This is a genomic window from Bradyrhizobium sp. USDA3516, from assembly GCF_057651995.1.
On sequence record NZ_JBYGYN010000005.1, the window covers coordinates 180,973 to 201,841 of the forward strand.

The 20,869-nt window shown below is 60.3% G+C and carries 19 protein-coding genes and 1 pseudogene; 7 read left to right on the forward strand and 13 right to left on the reverse strand.

Annotated features, from left to right (window positions below):
* Positions 1 to 4 precede the first annotated feature (4 nt).
* A complete protein-coding gene (locus AC24YW_RS17895) occupies positions 5 to 1,192 on the reverse strand; it encodes a glycosyltransferase family 4 protein (protein WP_487483951.1) in 1,188 nt (395 codons plus the stop codon).
* Positions 1,193 to 1,268: 76 nt separating this feature from the next.
* Positions 1,269 to 2,636, reverse strand: a complete 1,368-nt coding sequence (locus AC24YW_RS17900) for an undecaprenyl-phosphate glucose phosphotransferase (protein ID WP_487483952.1) — start codon at positions 2,634 to 2,636, stop codon at positions 1,269 to 1,271.
* A gap of 393 nt (positions 2,637 to 3,029) precedes the next feature.
* Here AC24YW_RS17900 and AC24YW_RS17905 point away from each other — a divergent pair, with 393 nt between their 5' ends.
* The 3 genes from AC24YW_RS17905 to AC24YW_RS17915 all read left to right on the forward strand — a co-directional run bounded on the left by AC24YW_RS17905 (position 3,030) and on the right by AC24YW_RS17915 (position 5,781).
* Entirely contained in the window at positions 3,030 to 4,022 is a 993-nt protein-coding gene (locus AC24YW_RS17905) for an ABC transporter substrate-binding protein (protein ID WP_487483953.1), read from the forward strand.
* Positions 4,023 to 4,242: 220 nt separating this feature from the next.
* The gene (locus AC24YW_RS17910; protein ID WP_487483954.1) at positions 4,243 to 4,515 is read left to right on the forward strand and encodes a hypothetical protein; all 273 of its coding nucleotides are present in this window, start codon (positions 4,243 to 4,245) and stop codon (positions 4,513 to 4,515) included.
* Between the two features lie 291 nt (positions 4,516 to 4,806).
* On the forward strand, positions 4,807 to 5,781 hold the full coding sequence (locus AC24YW_RS17915) for a GDP-L-fucose synthase family protein (protein WP_487484222.1): 975 nt from the start codon (positions 4,807 to 4,809) through the stop codon (positions 5,779 to 5,781).
* Between the two features lie 320 nt (positions 5,782 to 6,101).
* Here AC24YW_RS17915 and gmd read toward each other — a convergent pair whose 3' ends face one another.
* On the reverse strand, positions 6,102 to 7,193 hold the full coding sequence (gene gmd / locus AC24YW_RS17920) for a GDP-mannose 4,6-dehydratase (protein WP_487483955.1): 1,092 nt from the start codon (positions 7,191 to 7,193) through the stop codon (positions 6,102 to 6,104).
* Positions 7,194 to 7,410: 217 nt separating this feature from the next.
* Between gmd and AC24YW_RS17925 the strand changes: the two are divergent.
* A pseudogene (locus tag AC24YW_RS17925) lies at positions 7,411 to 8,472 on the forward strand (sugar phosphate nucleotidyltransferase); the annotation flags it as partial.
* Positions 8,473 to 8,546: 74 nt separating this feature from the next.
* On the opposite strand, the gene AC24YW_RS17930 reads toward AC24YW_RS17925, so the two are convergent.
* The gene (locus tag AC24YW_RS17930) at positions 8,547 to 9,131 is read right to left on the reverse strand and encodes a transglutaminase-like cysteine peptidase (RefSeq protein WP_487483956.1); all 585 of its coding nucleotides are present in this window, start codon (positions 9,129 to 9,131) and stop codon (positions 8,547 to 8,549) included.
* Positions 9,132 to 9,252: 121 nt separating this feature from the next.
* Between AC24YW_RS17930 and AC24YW_RS17935 the strand changes: the two genes are divergently transcribed.
* A complete protein-coding gene (locus AC24YW_RS17935; RefSeq protein ID WP_487483957.1) occupies positions 9,253 to 9,564 on the forward strand; it encodes a hypothetical protein in 312 nt (103 codons plus the stop codon).
* A 910-nt stretch (positions 9,565 to 10,474) separates the two neighbouring features.
* On the opposite strand, the gene AC24YW_RS17940 is transcribed toward AC24YW_RS17935, so the two are convergent.
* From AC24YW_RS17940 to AC24YW_RS17975, 8 genes are all read right to left on the reverse strand, one after another.
* A complete protein-coding gene (locus tag AC24YW_RS17940; protein ID WP_487483958.1) occupies positions 10,475 to 11,104 on the reverse strand; it encodes a hypothetical protein in 630 nt (209 codons plus the stop codon).
* A complete protein-coding gene (locus AC24YW_RS17945) occupies positions 11,101 to 12,291 on the reverse strand; it encodes an ERF family protein (protein WP_487483959.1) in 1,191 nt (396 codons plus the stop codon). The genes AC24YW_RS17940 and AC24YW_RS17945 overlap by 4 nt, the downstream gene beginning before the upstream one ends.
* The gene (locus tag AC24YW_RS17950; RefSeq protein ID WP_487484223.1) at positions 12,275 to 13,114 is read right to left on the reverse strand and encodes a YqaJ viral recombinase family protein; all 840 of its coding nucleotides are present in this window, start codon (positions 13,112 to 13,114) and stop codon (positions 12,275 to 12,277) included. Before AC24YW_RS17950 ends, AC24YW_RS17945 begins: the two co-directional genes overlap by 17 nt.
* A gap of 163 nt (positions 13,115 to 13,277) precedes the next feature.
* Positions 13,278 to 13,595: a hypothetical protein gene (locus AC24YW_RS17955; protein ID WP_487483960.1), complete on the reverse strand. Its 318-nt coding sequence runs from the start codon at positions 13,593 to 13,595 to the stop codon at positions 13,278 to 13,280.
* A gap of 183 nt (positions 13,596 to 13,778) precedes the next feature.
* Positions 13,779 to 14,330 (reverse strand): DUF5681 domain-containing protein, encoded by a 552-nt coding sequence (locus tag AC24YW_RS17960; RefSeq protein ID WP_487483961.1) that lies wholly within the window; start codon positions 14,328 to 14,330, stop codon positions 13,779 to 13,781.
* Positions 14,317 to 14,955, reverse strand: coding sequence for a DUF5681 domain-containing protein (locus AC24YW_RS17965; protein ID WP_487483962.1), 639 nt, complete (start codon positions 14,953 to 14,955; stop codon positions 14,317 to 14,319). Before AC24YW_RS17965 ends, AC24YW_RS17960 begins: the two co-directional genes overlap by 14 nt.
* On the reverse strand, positions 14,952 to 16,232 hold the full coding sequence (locus tag AC24YW_RS17970; RefSeq protein ID WP_487483963.1) for a site-specific DNA-methyltransferase: 1,281 nt from the start codon (positions 16,230 to 16,232) through the stop codon (positions 14,952 to 14,954). The genes AC24YW_RS17965 and AC24YW_RS17970 overlap by 4 nt, the downstream gene beginning before the upstream one ends.
* 590 nt (positions 16,233 to 16,822) lie before the next feature.
* Positions 16,823 to 17,086, reverse strand: a complete 264-nt coding sequence (locus AC24YW_RS17975) for a hypothetical protein (RefSeq protein ID WP_271538512.1) — start codon at positions 17,084 to 17,086, stop codon at positions 16,823 to 16,825.
* A 624-nt stretch (positions 17,087 to 17,710) separates the two neighbouring features.
* On the opposite strand from AC24YW_RS17975, the gene AC24YW_RS17980 reads away from it, so the two are divergent.
* Positions 17,711 to 17,989, forward strand: coding sequence for a hypothetical protein (locus tag AC24YW_RS17980; RefSeq protein WP_487483964.1), 279 nt, complete (start codon positions 17,711 to 17,713; stop codon positions 17,987 to 17,989).
* A gap of 68 nt (positions 17,990 to 18,057) precedes the next feature.
* On the opposite strand, the gene AC24YW_RS17985 is transcribed toward AC24YW_RS17980, so the two are convergent.
* Positions 18,058 to 18,795 carry a metallophosphoesterase family protein gene (locus AC24YW_RS17985; protein ID WP_487483965.1) on the reverse strand — a complete coding sequence of 246 codons (738 nt, stop codon included), beginning with the start codon at positions 18,793 to 18,795 and terminating at the stop codon, positions 18,058 to 18,060.
* 615 nt (positions 18,796 to 19,410) lie between these two features.
* Between AC24YW_RS17985 and AC24YW_RS17990 the strand changes: the two genes are divergently transcribed.
* Positions 19,411 to 20,841, forward strand: coding sequence for an undecaprenyl-phosphate glucose phosphotransferase (locus tag AC24YW_RS17990; protein ID WP_487483966.1), 1,431 nt, complete (start codon positions 19,411 to 19,413; stop codon positions 20,839 to 20,841).
* Positions 20,842 to 20,869 lie beyond the last annotated feature (28 nt).

A 20,869-nucleotide genomic window follows, 5' to 3' on the forward strand; every position in this document is an offset into this window, starting at 1 on the left:
GCGATTACGACGTTGAAGCTAGCGAACTAGTTGCTGGAGTTAATGCCGAGCAATCGCGACTGGCGTATACTTGTAACCATTTTTCGATGAAAACGCGCTTTCCGAAGCGCTCGACGGATTCTCGAGCCTGACGTCCCATACTTTCAAGTCGCGTCTTTTCACGGGGTATTGTTCTGAGGACCGCGACTAGGTCCTCCTTAGTGCGATCAACTTCCCAACCATTGCGGCCATGTTCCAGGAAATCAACTACTCCATTGACGCGGGTCGAGAGTATCGGCTTGCCGGCGGCAGCTCCCTGAAGAACAACAAGCGGAAAGATCTCGTAGGTAGACAGCAAGCACAGGATATCGCAACACCACAGAAAGGGTCTGACATCCTTCTGGAGGCCAGCGAAAGAAAAGCAAGCTGCTACGCCCGCTCGGTCTGCTCGGCTAGAGAAGTTCGCGATCTCGCCAACGCTGCCGCCGACAACGTGGATATGTGGTCGCTGTTCGATCGGTAGTGCTGCCGTCGCCTCAATGAGTATCCCTAATCCTTTTCGCTCGAAATCTCCGAGCGCGATGAAGCAGATGTTCAGACGCGCCTGGTCGATGCCGAGTTTGACAGCCGTCCGGTTGATCTCGTCTTGCGAAGGTTGCGCGAACTGATCGAGATCGACCGGATTCTCAATGACGCGAATTTTGCTGCGGCTATCGGGAAACGTCCGTTCCAGTTCCTTTGCAAGGCCGCGGGACGGGCAGACGATTAGCGATGCTGCGTCAAAGGCGCGCCTTTCGAAGAACGCATTAAAAAGATGCATGCCATATCTGAAAAGTCGGCGAACGCCACTCTCCGTTTGCTTGTGCCAGCCATCGTTCAGGTAATTGGTGTGGCAATAGTGGGGATAGGAAATATCGGCGCCGACGAACTGGCCTTGGGTACATTGAATGGCTACCGGTGGGGCGTTTCGCAAGCGCCAGAACTGATACAAGACACGGTTCAAAACTTGAGCCAATACGTATCGAAGCACAATCGGTTTCTGGGGCAAGGGAACGATGCGAATATCGAGGTTTTCGTTCGCGGGAATATCACATTCGGACGTAAATAAGACTACCTTGTAGGTCGCAAGAAGGCCAAGGATTTCTGCTCGAACGCAGCTGCCGGCTGGAGAGGTGACTGTTACTTTCTGGTCGAATACGACTAATACATTCATCGAAAATCTCCAGCTCGCCTCGAAATCCGCCAGTAATTGTAGGCTAACAGATTCAACTAAAGCGATCAGCGGCTAACTAGTACGCAGTTGGTCTAACGAAGGCGAGAAGCGCTGTCCGCGCTAAAATCGAAAGATCAAACCCCAAGCTCCAGTTGTTGATATACCAGAGATCGAGCTCTACACGCTTCTCCATCAATTCAATGGCGCGGGTCTCTCCGCGATAACCGTTAACTTGCGCCCAACCGGTGATGCCGGGCTTGACGTGGTGGCGGAAGGCGTAGTTGCCGATGATCTGCTCATATTCGCTGTTGTGGGCGGCCGCGTGTGGGCGCGGGCCGACCAGCGACATGTCGCCCTTGAGCACGTTGAGGAGCTGCGGCAGCTCGTCGATCGAGGTCTTGCGCAGCCATTTGCCGATTGGCGTGACGCGGGGGTCGTTCTTCTGAGCCTGCACGATGGTCGGGCCGTCCTCGAGCACGCGCATGGTGCGGAACTTGAGGATTTTGAACGCGCGCCCGCCGAAGCCGTGGCGGGTCTGGCGGAAGAACACCGGGCCCTTCGAGCTCAGCTTGATCAGCATCGCCGTCACCAGCATCACCGGCGCGAACACGAGGAGCGCCAGGCTCGCGCCGGCGAGGTCCAGCGCGCGCTTGAGCGCGCGCTCGCGCAAGCTCAGCGGGGCGCGGCGCAGCTCGGCGGTGAAGGTGCTGCCGGTGCCGACAAGCGGATAGCGCAGGAAGCGCGCCGTGTGCGGGTCCGGCACCAGATGCACCGGGACGGGCAGGATCTTCAGCACGTCCAGGATGCTGTCGATCGCGTGCTGTCGGCTCCAGTTCATCAGCAGGAAGACGTGCTCGATGCGGTGCTCGCGCGCATAGGCGATCAGCTCCTCGAAGCGCTGCGCCTGCGAGGACAGCAGCAGCGGCGACGCGAGCTCTTTGGCCGGGATCTCCAGCACCCGCATCAGCCGGTAGCCGTGCTGGCCGAGCTCGTCGACCGCGTTGGAGGAGGTCGCAAGGCCGAACTCGGCGATCATGATCGCCCGGCCGTTGGCGAAGGCACCGGTGCGCAAGGCATGCGCGGTCCAGCGCGCGGCCGCGATCTTCCAGCCGAGCAGGACGGCAAGGCCGACCAAGTAGAACGAGATCGTGGTGCCGCGCGAGAACTCGTCGCTGACCTTCATCGTGAAGGCGATCGCCAGCAGCGCGCCGAACAGCCCGGTCCAGGTCGTCAGCGTCATCCGGAACGTGCGGGGCAGGTCGGTGACGGCCTTCAGGCGATAGCCCTGCTGCACGGCCGTCAGCAGCATGAAATTGACCGCGACCAGCACGCTGGCGGCGACATAGACGTTCGCCTTGCCGAGCGTGCCCGCGGTGACGAGGTGATAGCCGACCGCGCAGCCGATTCCGCTGACCAGGATCAGCCCCGCATCGACCACGGCCATGAGGCGCTCGACAACCACAGGGCGCAACCAGCTCCGTGCAAACCCTGCAGATGCAGCCCCGACTGGCTCGACCACGCGAATTTCCGTCGCAGAATCAGCGACGGGCACCGGCCGAGTGGAAAGAATTGTCATCCTGCCAAATCCATTGACGCAAAATTCATTGACCGAACAAGCCGTGCTATCGGGCAAAATCGCTGTTAGAACAAGGCGAAGGAAAAATTAACCTTACCCCACAAGCGTGCATTGTAGCTGATCCCGCCTCGACTGATATGTTAAATTTCACAACCTGTTAGGAAGTCCTCGTTGCCTCGCACCCAGTCCCGGCGGCGATCCCGGTCGAGCGGGAAGCGCTACCTCGCCATTGGCCTTGCGGCGGTCGCTTTGGTGGGGCTTGTGCTTCTCCTTCTGCGCCCCGATGCGGCGCCGATCCGAGCTCCAACAGCGTCCAGGCCCGTCGCCATCAAGCTCCTCCTTGATGGGCCGTATGGCGCGCGGTTTGCCGGCGAGCTCGCCGCATCCAGGCTGGGATATTTCTCCTCCCGCATCGAGGTGTTGGCTCAGCCTGAAGGCCCCGGCTTCGTCCAAACCATTGCACGCCAACATGCCATCGGCGTGACGAGCGGCCAGAACTTCCTGCTGGCGAGCTGGCGCGGCGTCCCCGTGACTGCGTTTGCCGCAAGCTTCCTCGACACCTCTGTCGCGATCTTCATGCTCGAAAGCTCCGGCTTGCGGCGGCCGGCCGATCTGGTCGGAAGGCGGGTCGGATACCGCAGGGGAAGTGAGGGAGACGTCGTCTTTGATGCCATGATGGCGCAACTCGGGCTGCCCCGCAGCCAGATCACCAAGGTGACGGACCGCGACAGCTTCGAAGCCCTGCGGGCCGGGGAGGTGGATGCGATCATCGCCGCCATCGACGAGCAACCGGATCCCACCAGCTCGACCTTCGTGAAGCTGAACGTCATCAAACCGCAAGATTACGGTATCCATGTTCCTGGCCTAGTCTACTTCGCGAGCAATACTCTCGTCCATGAACAGCCATCTATGATTGCCGATGTCCTTCAGGGCCTCATTCGAGGATGGCAATTCACCTACGCGGACTATGCACGGAGCGTGCCCGTTCTTACGGGTACCGGACCGGCTGGCCTGAAGCCTGAGCGGCTGAAATTCGAGCTGCAGCAGCAGCGCCCGCTGGTGCTGCCGACGGGCGGCCGCATCGGCGACTACGACGAAAGCCGCTGGCGGACGCTCCGGGATATCCTTCTCTTCGCCAAGCTGGGCGAGGAAGACGTGCCTTTGGCTCAGGCGGTCAACTACCAGTTCCTGCGGGATGTGTACCGCCGTTCACCCGACCTCGCGACTCCAGGCGCGTGGAGCCAGGAGAAATAGGACCAAAAATAGGACCAAGAAGCCACACTTGCGCGCTATATCGTCCCAAAAGGCCCTCGGCCGCCCCGGCATCGGTTGCATTTCCGCCGGTGGCCTTGGTAAAGTTCGGTTCACTATTTGGGCTAGTCGCGGAGTGGCTTTACGGACCGTGACGTTGGTCGGCTGGGGGCTGGCAAGCGCGGGTCGGGGTTCAAATCCGCAGGGGCGAGGAGATTTTTGGATGTTCAGGACGTTGATGCGAGCAGGTCTTTTGGCTGCAACTGTTACCTTCTGCGCAGCGAGCGGAGCGAGCGCCGCAATGCAGATGCCCGCGCCGGCCGCCTTGCTCACAGGCGAGAGCCAGGTGACGCCCGTTACGTTCTGGGCGCAGCCGTATCCCTACCGGTATGTGCCGCGGCGCACCTGTCCGTTGGTGCGGGTCGAGACGCCCTATGGCTGGTACATGGATCGCGTTTGCGCGCCGGTCGGTCCGGTCCTGCGTCGGGCCTACTGAGATCGAAATAAACCGAGCGGCGGCTGCCGCCTGTCACCGATCGTTTTCAGGGCAGTCGCACAATTGATGCGGCTGCCTTGCTCGTTTTTGTTTCATTGTGTGCTGATCATTTGTGCGCGCAGCGCAGGTTCACCATGAATATCTTTGTCGGGCCGGGGCAGGCTGTCGCATGGTGAAGATTGTGTTAGCAGTTCGGCGGGGCTGCATCTGCAGCGTGATTGCGTAAAGCGACCGGTCGCCGGATCTCGCAGGTGGCGTGATCCAGCCAAACGGATGCTGATAGAGGGTACGATGACAGGGGCTTCAACCTACGATCTCACCGGCAAACGTGTCTTCGTCGCGGGTCACCGCGGCATGGTGGGATCAGCTGTCGTCCGCCGGCTTGCGTCAGAGAATTGCACCGTACTGACGGCCGATCGGCGCCAGCTGGACCTCACAAAGGAAGAACCCACGCTCAGATGGCTCGAGGCCAATCGCCCGGACGTCGTGGTTCATGCCGCTGCAAAGGTCGGCGGGATCGCAGCCAACAACAATTTTCCGGTCGACTTTCTCTGCGACAACCTTGCGCTGGAATTGAGCGTGATCCGGGCAAGTCACGCGGTTGGTGTGCGGCGCCTGTTGTTCCTCGGCTCGTCCTGCATCTATCCCAAGCACGCCAAGCAACCGATCGCCGAAAGCGAATTGCTAACGGGGCCGCTGGAGCCGACCAACGAGTGGTACGCAATCGCCAAGATTGCCGGCCTCAAGATGTGCCAGGCCTATCGTCGGCAATATGGCGACGATTTCATCTCGGCAATGCCGACCAATCTCTATGGCCGCGGTGACAATTATCATCCGGACCATAGTCACGTCCCCGCAGCGCTGATCCGGCGCTTCCACGAGGCCAAGCTCGCCAAAGCGTCGAGCGTCTCCGTATGGGGCACCGGGACGCCGCTCCGCGAATTTCTCAATGTCGAGGATCTTGCGGATGCTTGTGTTTTCCTTCTGAAGAATTATTCCAGCGACGTCCCGATGAACGTCGGCAGCGGCGATGAGGTTTCGATCGCAGATTTCGCAGCAACGGTTGCTGATGTCGTCGGCTACGAAGGCAAGCTGATTTTCGATATGTCCAAGCCGGACGGGACGCCGCGCAAGCTGCTGGATAGTTCGCGGCTTAGGGCGATGGGCTGGCGCGCAAGTACGCCGCTAGGGTCGGGGCTTACGGCAGCGTATGAGGATTTCTTGAAGGGATACGGCCGTCATCTGGAGGTCCGTGCAGCTACCTAGGTTTCCGAGCCTCGGTGACCGAGGACTGCGGTGCTTTTCGAATGCATTTGGCGCGCTTTCTCGCGCAAGATCTGCAGACTTGAGTTGAGAATACGTATGTCATTCAAAGTTGTGATCTCTAGGCTTGGCAGGGGTGAGTGCACGTATTTGGTCGGACCGTCAAATGTTAGGCGCATTGATGAAAACGATCCCAGGAGCAAGAAATGCACAAGCTACTGGGCAATATATCTGAGTACAAACTGTGAAGCGGTCGAAAGCATTTGCGCCTTCATAGCTTGATTTGGGGACATTGCTGCCGCATCAGAACCCATTCTCCGCCATCACTCGTGACGCGGGAAATATCTAAAGCCGTGCTGCTTGATTAGCTCATCTCGCTTCGCAGACTCGAGGTCTTCCTTCATCATCTCGCGGACAAGGCTCTCGAAAGAGGTTTGGGGTTGCCAGCCGAGCTTTTCCTTCGCCTTCGAAGGATCGCCAAGCAAGGTGGCCACTTCTGTTGGACGGAAATAGCGCGGGTCAACCGAGACTACGCATTCGCCATTTGCGACGTTGTAGCCTTTCTCGTCGACGCCGGAGCCTTCCCACCGAATCTTCATACCAACTTCGCTGGCTGCCACGTTAACGAAGTCGCGCACAGAATGCTGAACGCCCGTTGCGATGACGAAATCCTCTGGCTTTTCCTGTTGCAGCATCAGCCATTGCATCTCGACGTAATCGCGGGCGTGTCCCCAATCGCGCAATGCGTCGAGGTTGCCAAGGTAGAGCCGTTCCTGCAGGCCCAAATGAATCCGTGCTAGAGCGCGCGTGATCTTTCGAGTCACGAAGGTCTCGCCGCGGACGGGAGATTCATGGTTAAAGAGGATGCCGTTGCAGGCATACATCCCGTAGGCTTCGCGGTAATTGACCGTGATCCAATAGGCATAGAGCTTGGCTACGGCGTACGGCGAGCGGGGATAAAAAGGCGTAGTCTCCTTTTGCGGGATTTCTTGGACTAAGCCATACAACTCGGAAGTCGACGCCTGGTAGAAACGAGTCGCTTTTTCCAAACCGACGATCCGCATCGCCTCAAGAATTCGAAGGGTACCAAGGCCGTCGGAGTTCGCGGTGTATTCCGGTTCCTCGAAGGAAACCGCGACATGGCTCTGTGCTGCGAGATTGTAGATCTCATGGGGCTGTACCTGGCCAACGATGCGTATCAGACTCGAGGAGTCGGTTAGGTCACCGTAGTGGAGGCGGAACGGTGGATTTGGCTCGTGCGGATCCAGGTAGAGGTGATCGATCCGATCGGTGTTGAAAAGAGAAGTTCGGCGTTTGATGCCGTGGACCTCATATCCTTTTCCCAGGAGCAATTCAGCGAGATAGGCGCCGTCCTGGCCAGTTACGCCGGTAATAAGTGCACGTTTCTTTGTCATAATAATCTCGAAGTTCGGTATCCGTTCGTACTCGAAAACGGAGACAATAGGGAGGTGGGCTGAACCAAAAAAGCAAGCTTAGATTAACGGCTATCGAGGTTCGGGGATTAGGCAACAGACTGTCTTGATAAGGCTACTTCTAATTCGCAGGCGTGATGGTATGGCTCTATGAGGCGGTCTCCTACTTATTGAACTGGAATCTTCCGGAGCTCTACATTTCGACCGGCCGATCGTCATCACCAACGCCTCCTATCGCTTCATGGTGCTGGAGCAGCTCGCGGAGATCGGCATCGAGGCCGACGTGATTCTCGAGCCGATGCGGCGCGGTTCCGGCCCTGCGATCGCCGCCGGCGCGGTGTTCGCGCAGAATCGCGCCAGCGAGGCGATCGTGCTCGCGCTCGCCGCCGATCACGTCGTGCAGAATAATGCCGCCTTCGTCGCCGCCCGCGAGGGCTTCACCGCCGCGAATGAATCCGGGCGAGATCATCTCGGGCGAGGTGCAAGCGGTGGCACGCTTCGTCGAGAAGCCGGATGCGGTGAAGGCCTCCGACTACGTCAATTCGGGCTATCTCTGGAACAGCGGCAACTTCATGTTTCCGGCGAGCGTGCTGCTCGACGAGTATCGCAGGGTGGATGCGGCAAGCGTCGAGGCCGTCACCAATGCGGTCAACAATGCCGGCCGCGATCTCGGCTTCGTCACGCTGGAGCCCGAGGCGTTCGGCGCGGCCAAGGCGATCTCGATCGACTATGCGGTGATGGAGAAGACCGCGCGCGCCGCCGTGGTGCCGGTGTCGTGCGGCTGGTCCGACGTCCGCTCCTGGCATGCGGTATGGGAGCTGAAGGACGCGCAGGGCAATGCCGCGCACGGCACCGCCGTGTTCGAGGATTCCCGCAATTGCAACGTCACCACGGATTCCGCGCTGGTCGCGCTCGAAGGCGTCGACGATCTCGTCGTGGTCGCGACCGCGGAGCGGTGCTGGTCTCGCGGCAGAAGGATGCCAACGGGCTGAAGCGCCTGGTGACGAAATTGAAATCGGTCGCGCCGAAGGTCACGGAGGAGCATCTCAAGGTGCACCGGCCCTGGGGCAGCCATCAATCCGTCGACAATGGCGAGCGCCACCAGGTCAAGCGCATCGTGGTGAAGCCGGGCGGGCGGCTGTCGCTGCAGAAGCACCATCATCGTGCCGAGCACTGGATCGTGGTCCGCGGCACGGCGCAGGTCACCGTCAACGAGACCGTGAAAACGGTGCACGAGAACGAGTCGATCTACATCCCGATTCTCAAAGGTCGTGAGAGGCTCCCAAGATCAAAGGGTGGTTTTCTGTTCCCACGAGTCGCGGCCGGGACGCACTTTTAAAAGGCCGCGACTTCTCGTGTCCACGATTGTGGATCCGTTCCCGACTCCGCACGCAGGATAGTGAACCGATCCAAAGCATCAACTAGCGGGCTGACTACCGGGCTCAGATTATCGAGCACCAGCACCGCTCTTCCCTCACGCACGAGCAGCACGAGATGGTGCTCTCCGGTTGCTCGGATGACGACCTCTGCAAGGAGGAGTGCCGAGCTGGGCCAGCCGGATCTCAGCAAGAGATGGCGCTTGGTGACGGCGTAGTCGCCGCAATTGCCTTCGTAAGGGAATATCTGCCACTCCGCGTCGCGTCGGCTTGCCAGCGGGTCCTTTGGCGCTATGCCGAAATTCACCGTTGAATTGATCTGAGCCAGTTCTCGCCAACGCTGAATTGAAGAGCGGAAGTCTCGGATCCTGCGATCGCCGTGGCGCTGGCAGTCCTCGGGATATTGAATGCAGAATTGTGAGAAAGACAGCGGTGGCGTCACCGCTTGAGATTCATAATTCGAGTTGGCGGGCTGGCTGCAAACGCAATACGTTATGGCCAGCATGCGGACCGCATGCCTGATCACCGAAAGTTCGCCTGACATTTCTGATTTGCTAGACGCAGTATATTGCAATGCGGTGGAAGCGCTATGGCAATTGTGAGGCAATCGATGCCCAATCCCGAAGCACTTGTCGGCCTGACCGACAGAAACCCACACTTTGCTAATGCTGCGCGTCGGAAGCAGCGGTCAGTCGTGGTTCGGCGGCGCGGATGTTCTATCAATCGACCGGAAAGGTGTCCGGAGCCTGCTTTGCGCCGGAGATCGCGCAGTCCTTGTCTGGTTTCACCGCCGTGGTGACGAAGCCGGCCGAAACGGTCAGAACCTGGAGCAGGCCAGAAGAGAGCTGCCTGATATCACTACTGCGAGAATACCTGTACGTGCGCGCAACGCTTCACCGAAGTGGGTGCAAGTCCGCGTGCTCGACTGGCTGAAGGCGATCATGGCGCAGCCCGTCGTCGATCTCCGCAACATCTAACCAAAGGACTGCGGCTGATTTTGTCTACAAGAGCGCGGATGCTGAGTCACTTTGCCGGAAGGCTAAGGTCGAAAGTCCCGGCCGTTGCCCACTTTGTCGCTGCTTAGACTGCAAAGTCCTCCCACTGTTTGTGAGCTTCATCTTTCCTTGCGTCAAACTTCGGTGCCTTACTAACTTCTCCTCGTTTCAATCTAGCTTGCTGCCGTCGCTCTCGGGCACGCCTTGATGCTAGTTCGAGATATACGTTGCTTAAGACCACGAACAGAACGATGGATCCGAGTACTACGCCTCCGAGGACTAAAAGAGTTGTCATGCTTCCTCCCGAAGTAGCACCTGCTTCCATATTTAATCCTAGAATATTCAAATGGTCAATTTAAATGGCATTAATAAATAAAGATGTCATACTTCGGCCTGTGATCCCGGTGACCGAACAAAGCATGTGCTTGCGGCGAAGGGACCGGACCAAGACTTGATGCAGCGGCTTGCTGACTGCGCCCGCCTATTGCCGGAATACGGCGAGCTTTCGACGAGCGAAGAAAGACTCAGCCGGGCTTTTATGATGGCATTGCACTGCTGGTGAGATGTGGTTCCGTCCTGCGATTGGGGTCGCGATATCGGCTCGCGCAAATGGCCGGAAGCACGCGCTGCGCTTTGCGCTTGGATCGGGTCCTGTATCGTTGTGTAGCGTTCGTCCGCGATAGTCGGAGCCTTATCTTGCACCTCAGGTCCTCCGTTGCGAAAATTTGAGATGATGAGGGTCCGAGGGGGCGACGAACGAGGTCACGCTGTTCAAGGACATCAGTTTTGTTCCTCTCCCGGGAGCTTCCTTCCTGCTCTCCGCTCTTGAGGGGGCAATGAGGCTGTGCTTCTCAGAAGTACGAGCTTACGACTTGAGCCTCCATGCTACGGCTCATGTGCAAGAATTGTTCGGAGAACTTCGACGCCCTGGCCGGTCCTTGCGGCTAGCAAGATGGCCAAGATCCATCATATTCGAGCGTCGAAGGTTATGACTCTCCTTCAGCAACATTAAGCGTCGGAGTTGCGCTCCATTCAGGAGTGGTTCAAATAGCGCGAGGATCTCGCGCGCCTGAACATAGACCTCCATACTGATGGCGTGTTGATCGAAACCGTACGATCGAAGACGGGCTTCGATATCGAGTGCGGCGGAAGCATCCAGTTGCCAGTCCAGGGCGTTATGGATGGTGTAGATTTCGGCAACCTCCTGGATGTCGGGCGCAATGCCGGCCACATCGATCCGACGAAGCGTCATCTCGACAGCCTTTTGGCGATAGGTGCTCAGCAGCCTATGTCGCAGAACCCGATAGCGTTGCATCTCCCAGGAGAGTTCCGCGATGTCGATGGCTAGTAGCCATTCGATAGCTGATTGAGGGTTGATGTCGCGGAAGATTGCGGCCTGGACCGCATGATAGTGGTCGATGTTCTCTCCGGGCAGAAGTTGAGGCGGAGAACACAGCGCCTCGAACTCAGACGGCAAGGCGATCGCCGACTGCGGTGGCGGTAGACTGACAGGACCATTCATCGATCTCGCGCCTCCGACCCCGGATGTGATGTCGGCGCAGCGATGGTTGCTCCGTTGGTCAGGACATTCGCTTCGTTCGTCAGGTGCACGGGACTCGCATCCCAAAGTTCCTTCGCGATCGGCAGAGGCGAGATCTGCAGATCAGCCCACCAGGCTCTTTCGTCTCCGTGTCGGTGCAGGGATTGATGATGCGATCGGCAGAGCGGCACCGTGAACTCGTCGCTCACTTTGCGACCCAAGGCGCGTGGTTGAGCAAACTTCAAGTGATGCGCATCAGCAGGTGTCTTCTGACATACGAGACAACCCTGGCTGCGAATGAAGGCGAGGTGATCCTTGCTCCTTCGCCGGGGCCGCTCCTTCGGGAAGGCGAGGCCGGCCTGCGGTTCGGGAGAGGGTCTGGCAGGCACAAAAATGTCGCCGGATGCCTCCGAAGCAGATTCCTCAGGCAGAGATCGTCCGGCCGGTAACACCGTGGTCTGGATGTCTGGAAGGGCAGCTTCCTCGAACCTCTTCTGGTAGGCGGCCTCGAGCACGCGGGCGTCCGCCTCCAGGAGGGTGTTCTTGAGAGGCAGGCTGATCTTGGCCCAGGCAAGCAGCGCGTCGCTGTCCTCCTGATGGGCAAGCTCGCTTAGGAGACGGTCCAGGAGTTCGGCGGAGCGTTCAGGGGCTAAGAGAGGAGGGCGGTTCAGGAGGGTTTTCGGAAGCTTTCCCTTCGGTCCTGGTGCCACCTGCGGCTCGGCCGCAGCTAGAGGGCCTGTCACGACGTCAGGCGCGTCCAAATCGTCCTCTCCCGCTATCCCAACCAAAGCAAAGAGGGCATACCGGCGGGCATAGGTCAGCGCCGCGCCCATCCGGTGCGGCGCCTCGACGTCCTTGCTGGCGCCGACTGGAAGTTCCGAAGAAATCCATTCGCCGGAAGCATGGGCCAGTAGGGTCGTGAGGTGGATCTGGCCGGTGACTTGTTCTATCCGAGTAGTCTGGATGGTGGCGATCTCCTGCTGGCTTAACGACTTGCGGACGATGTCCAGGCCGGAGGCTAGGGACGCGTAGCGGAAGGTTCGATCATCCTCCCGAGGGAATGGTGACCGGATTACCGCCGTCAGGGACTTCTCGGGGTTGGTCAGCTCGGCCTGAGCTCGGGCGAGGGCGGCCGCGATAGTCCCGATGCGCTCACTGGACTGATGCATGGTGCCCCTCCGTCGCCTGGGCTTCGAAGCTGATCGCGCCGGACTTGGACCGCTTGGTCTTGATGCCATGTCCCATCGCTTCTTTGGCGTCCTCCGGCATGAGCTTCTTCAGGTCGGTCTTGGCTGCCTCGTGTTGCCCGTGCGCATCTCGGGTTCGTAAGTAGGTGGCCGCAAGCTCCGCCCATTGATTGGACGAGGACATGTCGACGACCTTGGCCGCCTCCAGCCTCGGGCGCGGTGCTTCGATGTTGAACAGGGCGGGACGATCGCCGCGTTGAACACAGCGCCAGAACTTCTTCTCGGCGGTGAGCAGCAGGTGCTGGTAGAGCGGATCGGCGTAGATCTTGATCTCGACCCATTTGCCGCCGCCGGTGATAATCGAGAGAACGGCGCTGCGCGATGCGGTGACCCACATGTTGTGCTGCAGCTGCGCCATGTGCTTCTCCGCCGCCGCCTCTTCGGTGAAGGACCAGGGAAGCATGAACTTGGCCTCGAACACGGCGCCGGTCTGTTCGACGATGCCGTCGAGCGTTGCCGCCATCCATTTGTGGACGGGATGGCGGACGCGCTTCTGGATGTCCTTGATCGTCGTGTTGGTCGAACGCTGATACCAGGCGCGGTTCAGGACTTCCGTCACGGTGCCGAGCTGGACGATCAGGCTGTCTGAAAGATCCTCCGGCTCGGCCTCGCCGCGCTTCTCTCCCCAAAGGCGGATGAGGCGATCTTCGTCGTCGCCCATGATGATGCGGGCGTCCGATCCCCCGATGAAGTGACGGCGATCGTTGGGATTGAAGGGGATGATTTGAGAATGTGGCGCTGGCACTGAAGCCGCGTCGGTCTGAATGGTGCTCACGATGATCTCCTGCTTGAAGCTGCGCGGCTTGGTGCCGCACTGCCTCAAGCCCCGCGTTTGCGGGGCGAGAAGAGATCGCCGCTAAAAGAGAATTCTCGTTCTTTTCGGCAGCCGTTGTCGCCAATGGGCCTGTCTAATTGATACCCTTGACCCTGTAGCCATCGACCACAATCGGTCGGTCTGGCTTCGTAGCCTGCGAACGTTCCGGCTCGCCAAAGAGCAGGCTGGAGGTTCGGTCCTTGACCACGGCGGCCAACAACAGGACGATCAGCAGCAGCGCCAGCGCGCCGGCGCCGATCATCAGCTCGGCGAAGAACGCGCCCGCACCGGGGCCAAAGAACGGCTCGCGCAATTGTTTGCCGTCGCGCTGCGGCCTTTCGCGCAAGCGCACGATTTCGGGTCGTTGCTCAGGAGGTATCCGCGATGATCGATCGGCGCCATTTGGGGTCAACGGTATCTCCTGCTTGAAGCTCCGCGGCCCTTGTGCCGCACTGCCTTAAGCCCCGCATTCGCGAGGCGAGATACCGATGCCGTTTGTCCCGGCAGAATCAGTAACGCTCCGATCGGCCGCTTATGCCAGTCTTTTTCCGAGCAAGATTCTTGCTCTTTTGCGGGGCTTCCTGCGCGAATGTGCTCACGGATGCTCGATCCACCAATCGGGCCAACGTACTTTCTTCGGTTGGCGCGTCGCATCGAGGACGATGCGCTGCTGGTCTGCCGTCAGGGGACGCGGCAAGCGCGCGAGTGCAGCTTCCACGATCCAAGGCTCCAGCGCCATACGCGCCGTCTCGCGGAAGGGATCGAGCTTGGTTGCCATGCGCAGGGCTTCCAGGCCGTCCGTCACGCTGCCGGGTTCGACGGAGACAATCACCATGGTGTGTGGCTGGTTGCTCTGGTGTTGTTCCCTGACTTGCTTGATCAGCGCCAGCAAGGTGCGCGAAGCGCCGGTATCGCCCTCGAGGCCTCGCTTTGCGAGCTGTAAGAGCAAAAGTTCGGTTGCGGTGACCTGGCGCTCGATGCCTTCCTCGCGAATCGTAAAGACCTGGCCCAGCACTGACTCGTAAGGCGGCAGCCTGTGCCGACCGCGTGGTCGGCCGGCCGGATTTCCGCTTTGGCCTTTGACAAAGCGCGTGCTGACCGGCGGCCGGCCATAGCCGACGGCACCCTCGCGCTCAAGATGGGCCATCGGCGTCCCCTTGAGAGAGTGCTTTTGCAGACATCAATATCTCGAAATCCCGCGTGCAACGCTTGATCGCGCTCCAGTCGCTCTGGCTAAATCCCGCACCACCCCGGCTGCGGCTTAGCGCAAGTTCGACCGCCCACGGCTCGATGATCAGCGGGGTTCGCGCAAGCCCCCATCTCGCCCTGTATCGATCGATCCTTGCGAGACCAAGCAGCACCAGGGCCGCATCGGCGTTGTCAGGATCGGGCGAGAATTGCCGCGTGATTCTCGGGTGCGAGGGCGGAGCAGGTGCGTGCTGCTTCAGCCAATCCTCCCGTTCCTTGATCCACGCCAGCACCTCGCGAATGGCCTTGGGCTTGCCTGCAAGTGCGTCCTTTAACGTCCGGTGCTGGACGGCCTCCTCTATGGACATTTCGCGGAGCTTGCCGCGTATGGTCGTGGTCACGGTCTTGTTCAGCAGCACTTGATATGGCGAGGCGCCTTTGCCTGCGTGCTTGCCGGTGCCGCGCGGTCGCCCCTTTGGATTGCCGCTGCGGCCCTTCGCAAACGAGCCGGCATTTGGTTGTCGCGAGCGCTTGAGAGTTTGGGAGAGGGCTCCGGAGGGCTGCGTGCTTTCCTTCTCGCTCACGAAGCGGCTCCTTCGAGGGCCGGCTCAAGGCCGGTTTGCGCCGACCAGCGCTCGAGCGCGATATCGACATATTTCGGATCGATCTCGACCCCGCGGAAACGCCGCCCGGTCCGTTCGGCCGCGAGCAAGGTCGTGCCGGAGCCGAGAAAGAGATCCAGCACGACGTCGCCGTGTCTAGTCACATCCTTGATCGCGTCGGCGACAAGTCCCACCGGCTTGACCGTCGGATGCAGCGCAAGGTCCTCGCGTCGGCTGCCGCGCATCGAGTTGGCGGAAGCATAGTCCCAGACATTGGTGCGGTTGCGGCCATGTTTGCCGAGCTCGACCGTGTTGAGATGAGGGGCCGCACCGACCCGGTAGACGAAGATCAGCTCATGCTTGGACCGGTACAGCGATCCCATGCCGGCGTTGGACTTGTTCCAGACGCAGAGATTGAGGAGATCGCCATAGACGACCGACCCGATCGCGCAGACATCGTCCATATGCCGCCAGTCCATGCAGACGAAATGGACCGCTCCCGCGCGCGAGCAGGCAGCGGCCGCGCCGAGCGTATCCTTGAGGAAGGCACGGAATTCCGCTTGGCTCATTTCGCCCGAGGCCATGGCAAATTCGCCATGGCGGCCGGTAGGGTTCGCATTGCCTTCGATCCGGACGTTGTAGGGAGGGTCGAGGAACGCCGCATCGACCCGGACCCCGTCACCGACGATCTGCTGAAGAAAGCCCGCATCGCGGCTATCGCCGCACCCGATCCGATGCTCACCCAGAACCCAGACGTCGCCATGTTTTGCTTTTGGCGTTGCCACCGTGGCAGGGACGACCTCGTCGTCGGGATCGGCCGACTTTGCAAGGATGACATCGATCTCGCCGGTCGAAAATCCCGTAAGCGTCGCGTCGATGTCAAGGTCGATCGAGGCGAGTTCGCCGAGCTCCTGCTGGAGGATGTCCAGGTCCCATCCGGCGTTGAGTGCGATCTTGTTGTCGGCCAAGCGAAGGGCGCGCTTTTGCGTCTCCGAAAGGTCCGCCAGGACGATGGTCGGTACCCGTGAAAGGCCCATGTCCTTGGCCGCCCGAAGACGGCCATGGCCTGCAATGATGTTGCCGGCGGGATCGATCAGGATTGGGTTGGTGAACCCAAATTCTTTGATGGAGGCCTTGAGCTGTTCGATCTGCCGCTTCGGATGGGTCCGTGCGTTGCGCGGATCGGGCGTAAAATCGTTGGTTTGGCGATAGGCAATGGAGAGCTGCGCAGGCGCAGCGGGCGAAGCTGAGTTGTTCATGGCATCAACCCTGCGGCTACCTGCTTACCAAAAAGACAACCTCAACCCATTTGCCCACAGATCCTGATCCGCTCGACAGGGCTTTTTGTTGCTGCAGGATATCCCCGGGGACGCTTCGATCAGCGCAAAGGCTCGAGGGGAAGAAATTGAAACCGGTGTGTTCATGCGCGCCGACAATGGCGCGCCTTCCTTGCGAGAATGTTCGGCTCTGACCCGATTTGCCTTCATCCCCGGGCGCGGGAATGGGGACAACGTCCAGCAACGCCACGTCTCGCCGGCAGCTCCCCTCAGGGCTCTCTTCTGTGGCCACCAATTCCCTGTTCGCAGCCTGCTTTCAGCCGCAACAGGAAACTGCCGGGAAGAGGCTACAACGCTTTGGAAAATATGCGCCGATCCCGCGGAGCCGAGCTCCTAGCCTTGAGCGCCAGCCTGTTCTGAGCCGATTCGTCCGTAAGTTTCCCTGTTATCTATCGCTCGACTGCGGACGCAGCTCCCGGCGGCTCAAATGAAAACCGCCGCCAGCGGTTGCCCGCATGGCGGCGGTTCACGATTGAGCGAAGCTCGGCTCTCGGCCGACCGCTTCTAGCGCGTCAGCGCACGTACCAATATCCCCACCAGCGCTGGGACACCGGCCGTGCCTGCGCCTTCATCGCTGCGACTTCTTCGGCCGGGCGAAGCTGCGGGCCATAGACCGCCGGCGGGTAGACGTCGTCCCAGAACACAAGCCCGCCCTGGACGGCGGCTGCCCGCTGTGACGGGGCAAGCGCGAGCTCGGCGGCTGATGTCGCGGATGCTGCCAAAGTGAGGCCGAGAGCGGCCAGGGCAATGGTTGGAATAAGGGCGCGGAAGTTCATTGGATTGAATCCCTCATGAAATGCGATGGGTGATAATGCGACGGGTTCCGCATGGTTGCAAGGGCACGGGCTCACCGGTTGACGCCAAATTTCCGGTTGCAGGGGCGCATGGTCTCGCCGAGGCGCGTTGGATCGACCGCGAGGGCGTGGATGCATCGGGCTTCGAGAACGCCTCTTACATATGTGACCGCCATATATAGAGAGTGTTCGACGATCGCCTTCGGCCGAAACGAGATCAGGCAGAGGCCGGCAGCTTTGGCACGCATGCGGCATGCATGGACAAAGCAGACCGAACCTTGAACATTTTTTCGACGCTCGTGAATCCTCGAGAACCATGATGTCGACACACTGCTCACTCTTGATAGGACGCGCACGATCCAGGACGACTCTCATGACTTCTGCGTTTGTCTCCGCTTCCATTTTCGGTGCTGGCCTCATTCTCGGATACGCGCTGCGCGCCTGGCGCGTCCAACGAAGAGCCGTGAATTCATCCAGCAGCGCCTCGCGCCGGGCGTCGCGGCCCGTTCCGACCTCGACGTTCGGCCGTGCCCGGCGAGCCTTCTAGGCATCGTCTCATCGATGGCGGCATCCAGCTTCACACTGAACCCGGTGGGACATGACGACATGAGCGAGCCCAAGAAGGATGCGCCGCGACGCTACATCGTGGACGGCGCCGGACAGCGCGTGCTGGTCGGTCTGACGATCTCGGAAACGATCGAGTTCGAAACGCTGGACAAGCCGGACACCCGTGCCGGCGCCGAACTGCTCGGGGAGGCGGCGCGCGTCCGAGAGGCCAGGCATGGCGAACGTTGGGTGGAGCTCTACGTCAAGCACGAGCGAGCCTGGAATGACTGGATGGCCCAGACTCGTGCGGGGCCGGCGCAGTCGCCGTTGCTCAACTAGACATCGCGCGAACGTCCATTCGCTCATCGGGACCGGCTCGCGCGTCGGTGGCAGGAGGCTGAAGCTCATCACACCGCGAGCATGCGACTGCCCTGGATGCTCATCAGGGTGAGGTTGCCGGTCGCATAGGCGCCGGTGTCGATATTGGCGCGGTTGGCCAGCAATTCGGCGCTGCGGACCGGCGTGTGTCCATGGACGATATATTTGCCGAACTGCTCCTCGCTTCGCAGGAATTCTTCGCGAATCCAGAGCAGATCGCGCTCGGTCTGCTCGGCCAGCGGTACGCCCGGGCGAACGCCGGCGTGGACGAAGAAGAAGTCCCCGCAACTGAAGCTCAGCCGCAGATTGTCCAGGAATTCCAGATGTTCGGCCGGCATCGCGCGAATCAAGTCGCGCAGGATCGATGCCGGCTCGTCGCGCCTGAGATCGGGCGGAGCAAGCCCGTAGGACATCAATGTCTGGGTCCCGCCGAAGGCGATCCAGTCCTCGAACAGGGAAGGATCTTCGAACACCCTCACCAGAAAGGCCTCGTGGTTGCCCTTGAGGAAGACCGCATTCCCCCGGCGGCTGCGCTCGATCAGGAGGTCGAGGGTGGAACGCGTATCCGGGCCGCGATCGATGTAGTCACCCATGAAGACTTCGACGGCATAGCGCGGCCGGCTGCGCGCAACGTCGGCGTCGATCACCCGCAGCATGGGCTCAAGCAGATGCGCGCAGCCGTGAATATCCGAGATCGCGTAAATGCGGACGCCGTCCGGCAATTGCGGTTTGGGAAGCGACGGCTGGGATCGCGCGAAAGATTTCATGGCGCTCATCGATCGGGTGGTCGGAAAAATATCCCCAAGTCACCGGCACCGGAGAGCGTCCATCCAACGCGAACAACGCGAGTTCCGTGGGGCCGCAGCTCGTTGTCGGTCCCGATCACGCCAAAAGAAGGGCACGGCATTTTTTTGCCGAATTGTTTTTAGTGGCGGCAGGAACGAGATGGAGCCGCGGGAATTGCAGCGCTGACCCGAAGCGCGCGGCAAGTCTGCATGACCCATCGTAGATTCTCGCATACACCCGTAGATAGAAGTTCGAGGAAGCTCTCGCGAGTGATCCGATGTTGCGTTCGTCGGCAGCAAGCAGCGCCTCAAACTTGAGCGAACAGCGTCTCGTGCAACGACAGCGCAGCATCGAATGCGGAACTTGATTCAAAATAGGGCACTTCGTTCGCTCGTATGTCAGCACTGTGACGACATTTTCAGCGCGCCGAATTTCGTCGCGCATCTCAACGCGACGCATCGTCCGTGCGCCGCAAAAGTTTCGCGTGCAGCGCCACAATGTCGCTGCGATCAACCAACACTTTCCGTGCGGGGAATTTGACGAGTCTTCAGCATCACGATGAGCGTCAGGCACTCTCTCGATACGCAGAGGTTCGAATGGCTGTTGCAACTTACGGTTCTGAAAGCGCTCATGCGCTGTCATTTGCGCGCGGCAGTGCGCTTCAGAGGCCCTTTCAGGTCGTCGTCATCGCTGCTGACTTTCTGTTGATCCTGCTGAGCTACGCGGCGGGGGCTTCGCTGTATGGCGTGGCGGTCGCCTCGCCGCCCGACGGTGCATCGGTGGGAGCCGGGTTGTTCGTCGGTGTGGTGTTCGTCGGGATCGCCTATTTCCGGGACGTCTACTCCACGCACCGCCTGCTCAATCTGGTTTGGCAGCTTCGAATGGCAGCCTTTATCTGGCTGACGTCGCTCACGATCCTCGCCGTTGCGGCCTTCCTGCTGAAATCGACGGACAATCTGTCGCGCGGCACCGTCATCGTCTTCGCCGTGATTGGCGGGCTCGGCCTGATCAGCCTGCGCTTCGCCTGGCAGGCCGTGTTCGGCACGAGCTTTGCGAGAAGCCGCTTGGTCGACCGCAAGGTGATCCTGCTCAGCCTGAAGCCGCTCGACTTCACCTCGAGCCGCTTCAAGGATTTGCGCAGGAACGGCTTCGATGTCACGCGCCATTTCGTGCTCGGAGAGGACCGGGATGGCGGCCAATGGGAGCGGCAGATTCGCGACGTCATCCGTCAGTCGCGCGCGGCCGATGTCGACGAATATCTGCTCGCGATCGACTGGAATGAATTGCCGATGCTGCGCAAGCTCGGGCCATATTTGCGGGCCGTCCCGCAGCCCATTCGCCTGCTGCCGGACGATTCCGTTGCCGACCTGGTGACCCGTCCCTTCCTGCCGGTCAGCGGGACCGTCGCGGTCGAGATCCAGCGGCCGCCGCTGACCATTCTCGAGCGGTTGCAGAAGCGCTGTCTCGACGTCGGTGTCGCTCTGTTTGCGCTCGTGCTGCTGACGCCGCTGCTGCTGACCGTAGCCGTGCTGATCAAGCTGGATTCACCGGGAACCGTCATATTCCGGCAGTCGCGCCGCGGCTTCAACGGCAAGCCGTTCGAGATCTGGAAGTTTCGCACCATGACGGTCTCCGAGAATGGCGAGACGGTGACCCAGGCGACCAAGAGGGATGCTCGGGTCACCAAGATCGGGCGCTTCCTGCGCATGACCAGCATCGACGAGCTGCCGCAGCTCTGGAACGTGCTGCGGGGGGACATGTCGCTGGTGGGACCGCGCCCGCACGCGCTCGCTCATGACAATTACTACGACGAGCTCATCAGCAAGTATGTCTACCGCCATCACATGAAGCCGGGCCTGACCGGCTGGGCTCAGGTGAACGGATTCCGCGGCGAGACCCCCACGATCGATCTGATGGAAAAGCGGGTCGAGTACGACGTCTGGTACGTCAGCAATTGGAGCATCTGGCTCGACCTGAAGATCATGGCCCGCACCGCCTCCGCAGTGATGTTCCAGGAGGCCTATTAGGCGCGCGATCTCTCGATCGCCGGAAACC